Genomic DNA, 3,727 nt, shown 5'->3' with positions numbered 1-3,727 from the left:
GCCGCAGAAGACGAGCGCCGCCCGCGCCTCGTGCAGCCGGAGCAGGTTCACCACCGCCGCCTCGCGATCGGCCCGGGCGACCGCCACGCCCTGCAGCTCGAACCCGCCCGCTGCGTCCGCCGCGATCCTGAGCGCCCCGGACTGGAAGCGCGCCGCCAGCGCCTCCACCTCCGCGTCGACCGTCGCCGAGAACATGAGCGTCTGCCGCTCCGCCGGTAGCGCGGCGAGGAGCGCCTCGAGCTCGACCCGGAAGTCCGGCGCCAGCATCTGGTCGGCCTCGTCGAGCACCACCACCGCCACCGCGCCCGGATCGAGCGTCCCCATCCGCAGGTGCCGCCCGAGCCGCCCCGGCGTCCCGACCACGAGATCGAGCCCGGCCGCCAGCGCCGCCCGCTCGGCCGCGAGATCGGTGCCGCCGGTGCAGCTCCCGACCCGCGCCCCGGTGCCGGCGAAGAGCCAGGCTAGCTCGCCCCGCACCTGCATCGCCAGCTCGCGGGTCGGCGCGACCACGATCGCCCGCGGCCCGGGCGCGGCGTTGAACCGCCCGCCCGGCGCCACCAGCCGCCGCGCCAGCATCAGCCCGAAGGCGACCGTCTTGCCGGACCCGGTCCCTGCCGAGACGAGAAGGTCGCGGTCCGCTGCCTCGAGCCGCAGCATCGCCCGCTGCACCGGGGTCAGGCGGCGGAAGCCGCGGGTGGCGAGCGTGCGCGCAAAGGCCTTGGGCAGGTGCCCCCTGCAGGTAATCATTCACTCATGTCCCAGAATTCGATCCCGCCCCCGGAACGCGCCCGGGGCCACCCGCCGGCAACTTGCCAGCGCACGAACTTGCGCATATAGCACCGGCAAATTTCCGAACCGATAACGGACCCCCTTCCATGCCCAAGATCAACGGCAACGAAATCCGCCCGGGCTACATCATCGAGCACGATGGCGGCCTCTGGGTCGCGGTGAAGACCTCCCACGTGAAGCCCGGCAAGGGCGGCGCCTTCGCCCAGGTCGAGCTCAAGAACATCCGCGACGGCCGCAAGCTCAACGAGCGCTTCCGCTCCGCCGACAAGGTCGAGCGCGTCCGCCTCGACCAGAAGGACCAGCAGTTCCTCTACGAGTCCGACGGCCTCCTCCACTTCATGGACACCGACACCTTCGAGCAGGTGACGATCCCGGCCGACATCTTCGGTGACCGCCGCCCCTTCCTGCAGGACGGCATGACGATCCAGGTCGAGTATTACGAGGACGAGGCGCTGAACGCCCAGCTCCCCGACAAGGTCACCTGCACCGTCGTCGAGACCGAGCCGGCGGTGAAGGGCCAGACTGCTGCCAACTCGTTCAAGCCGGCGATCCTCGACAACGGCGTCCGCATCATGATCCCGCCCTTCGTCGGCGAGGGTGAGGCGGTCGTCGTCTCCACCGAGACCATGGAATACGTCGAGCGCGCCTGAGACCCCGCATGACCGGCACGCCATGACCACCCTATCCCCGGCCGTGCCGGCCGCCGCCGACCGTCCGCTGCTCGGCGTCCTTCTCGTCGTCGCCTTCTGCATCCTCGCGCCGCTCGGCGACGCGATGGGCAAGCTGCTCGGCGCGCTGCCCCTCGGCGAGCTCCTCATCGCCCGCTACGCGCTGCAGGCGATCCTGCTGCTGCCCCTCGTCCGGTGCGCCGGGGGCTCGCTCGCACTTACCCCGCGGGTCTGGGCCCTGACGATGCTGCGCACGCTCCTCCACATCGTCTCGCTCGGCGCCTTCTTCGCCGCGCTCCGCTTCCTGCCGATGGCCGAGACGGTGGCGATCTGCTTCGTGATGCCCTTCATCCTGCTCCTCTTCGGCCGGCTCGCCGGCGAGAGGGTCGGCCCGCACCGCCTCGGCGCCTGCGTGGTCGGCTTCGCCGGCACGCTGATGGTCGTGCAGCCGAGCTTCGCGGCGGTCGGGGCGCCGGCGCTGCTGCCGCTCCTCTCCGCCGTCCTCTTCTCCTTCTTCATGCTCGTCACCCGCGCCATCGCGCGCGAGACCGATCCCGTCGCGCTGCAGGCCGCGAGCGGCCTCGCCGCCACCGCCATCCTCGCGCCGCTCGTCCTCCTCGCCGCCGGCCGCGGCTGGCCCGAGCTCGACCCGGTCGCCGTCTCCGGCGCCGAATGGATCCTGTTGCTCCTTCTCGGCGTCTTCGGCACTGCCGCGCACCTCGCGATCACCTATGCGCTGCGCTTCGCGCCCTCGAGCACACTCGCCCCGATGCAGTACCTCGAGCTCCCCTTCGCCACGCTGATCGGCTGGGCGATCTTCGGCGACCTGCCGAACGGCCTCGCCGCCCTCGGCATCGCCGTCACCATCGCCGCCGGCCTCTACATCCTCCACCGCGAGCGCGCCGCGAGCCTCTCCGCCCCGCCGGCCGTCTGACACGGAAACCGTCGGATCGCCTGAACGTGGGCCGCCCTCGCACGCAGTCGCACGCGTGCGACTCCAGACAAGCCGTTGAAATCTCTCAATGATCGCTCCGGCGTTAACTCGACCTTCATGGTGGTTAACGGCCCTTCGGAGCGCGCCTATCAGCCGGCGACCGTATGATGCCAAGCCCTGGAGCCGCCTCACCCCGGCTCGGCCAGCAGCAGCGCGATCTCCGCGCCCACCCGCATGTCCTCCTCGGCGCCGAACGAATGCCGCCGGATCCGCCCGGCCCGGTCGATCAGCACCAGGCTCGGCGTCCCCTGCATCCCGTAGGCCGCCATCGTCCGCGGCATCGGCCCGGCCTCCCCGGGCCGATCCACCGCGATCGGAAAGCGCAGCCGGTACTCGTGGATGAAGGCCGCGAGCGCCACCGTCGTCATCGCCGCATGATGCTCGAAGACCGTATGCAGCCCGATGACCGCGACCTCCGCCGCCGGGAAGGTCGCCGCGATCCGCTTTGCCTGGGGCAACCCCGCCGCCACGCACCCCGGGCAGAGCATCTGGAAGGCGTGCAGCACCACCACTCGCCCGCGCAGCCCGGCGAGCGTCATCGACGCCTCGACGTTGAACCACTCGACCGCGTCGATCTCCGGCGCGACCGAACCTTCGGGCGGTGGGCGCCTAGGCATCCTCCTGCTCCATGCAGATGACACGGCTGTCGACGGTCGGTCGTGCGGCCGGCGGACAATGCCGTATCGAGTCGCTATCATTCGTCAATCCCTGACGGAGATGCGCCATCAGGTCGGCACCAGCCGCTCGAGGAGGTCCGGCAGGTCGTCGTAGTGCGCGACCAGCGCCGTCGGCTCGAGCGCCGCCACCGCATCCCCCTCCGGTCCGAACCCGACCAGCACGCAGGGCATGCCGGCCGCCCGCGCCGCGTCGCGGTCGGTGACCGTGTCGCCCACCAGCACCGCCCGGTCCGGCACGCCGCCGAGCCGGGCGACGGTCTCGAGCAGGTGGCGCGGATCCGGCTTGCGCCAGGGCAGACTGTCCGCCCCGAGCAGCACCGCGAACCGCTGCCCGAGCCCCAGCGCGTCGAGCAGCCCCCGCGCCAGCGCCTCGGGCTTGTTGGTGCAGATCCCGAGCGCCCAGCCGCGTGCCTCCAGCCGGTCGAGCGCCTCCCCGACCCCGTCGTAGAGCCGGCTGTGCACCGCGAGCCCCGCGCCGTAGAGATCGAGGAGCCGCGGATAGAGCCGGTCCACCTCCGCCTCGTCCACCGCCCCCAGCCGGCCGAGCCCCGCCCGCAGCATCGCCCGCCCGCCCGCGAAGGCGGTCGCCCGGTCGCGCG

At 72.1% G+C, this 3,727-nt stretch carries 5 protein-coding genes; 2 read left to right on the top strand and 3 right to left on the bottom strand.

Translation table 11 applies throughout. From position 1 onward, the window contains the following. Positions 1 to 747 (bottom strand): DEAD/DEAH box helicase (locus Q0112_RS00890; protein WP_297970264.1); only part of this gene is annotated, 747 nt, incomplete at its 3' end. Positions 748 to 875: 128 nt separating this feature from the next. On the opposite strand from Q0112_RS00890, the gene efp reads away from it, so the two are divergent. Both efp and Q0112_RS00880 read left to right on the top strand, forming a co-directional pair. Continuing rightward, complete coding sequence (gene efp, locus Q0112_RS00885; RefSeq protein WP_297970262.1) at positions 876 to 1,439, top strand: elongation factor P; 564 nt, start codon at positions 876 to 878, stop codon at positions 1,437 to 1,439. A 22-nt stretch (positions 1,440 to 1,461) separates the two neighbouring features. Continuing rightward, complete coding sequence (locus Q0112_RS00880; protein WP_297970260.1) at positions 1,462 to 2,391, top strand: DMT family transporter; 930 nt, start codon at positions 1,462 to 1,464, stop codon at positions 2,389 to 2,391. Between the two features lie 188 nt (positions 2,392 to 2,579). Here the strand turns inward: Q0112_RS00880 and Q0112_RS00875 are convergent, their stop codons facing one another. Both Q0112_RS00875 and Q0112_RS00870 read right to left on the bottom strand, forming a co-directional pair. Then, a complete protein-coding gene (locus tag Q0112_RS00875) occupies positions 2,580 to 3,068 on the bottom strand; it encodes a redoxin domain-containing protein (RefSeq protein WP_297970258.1) in 489 nt (162 codons plus the stop codon). Between the two features lie 108 nt (positions 3,069 to 3,176). Further along, on the bottom strand, positions 3,177 to 3,727 hold a 551-nt coding region (locus tag Q0112_RS00870), incomplete at its 5' end, for an HAD-IA family hydrolase (protein WP_297970256.1).

Source organism: uncultured Amaricoccus sp. (assembly GCF_937858865.1).
Taxonomy (GTDB): Bacteria; Pseudomonadota; Alphaproteobacteria; order Rhodobacterales; family Rhodobacteraceae; genus Amaricoccus.
Note: the sequence above shows the minus strand (reverse complement) of the source record. Positions and strands in the feature narration are given on the sequence as shown.

Excerpts from the sequence above, each read along its gene's own strand:
- efp (WP_297970262.1), top strand. The coding sequence starts at position 876 with ATGCCCAAGATCAACGGCAACGAAATCCGCCCGGGCTACATCATCGAG.
- Q0112_RS00880 (WP_297970260.1), top strand. The coding sequence starts at position 1,462 with ATGACCACCCTATCCCCGGCCGTGCCGGCCGCCGCCGACCGTCCGCTG.
- Q0112_RS00875 (WP_297970258.1), bottom strand. The coding sequence starts at position 3,068 with ATGCCTAGGCGCCCACCGCCCGAAGGTTCGGTCGCGCCGGAGATCGAC.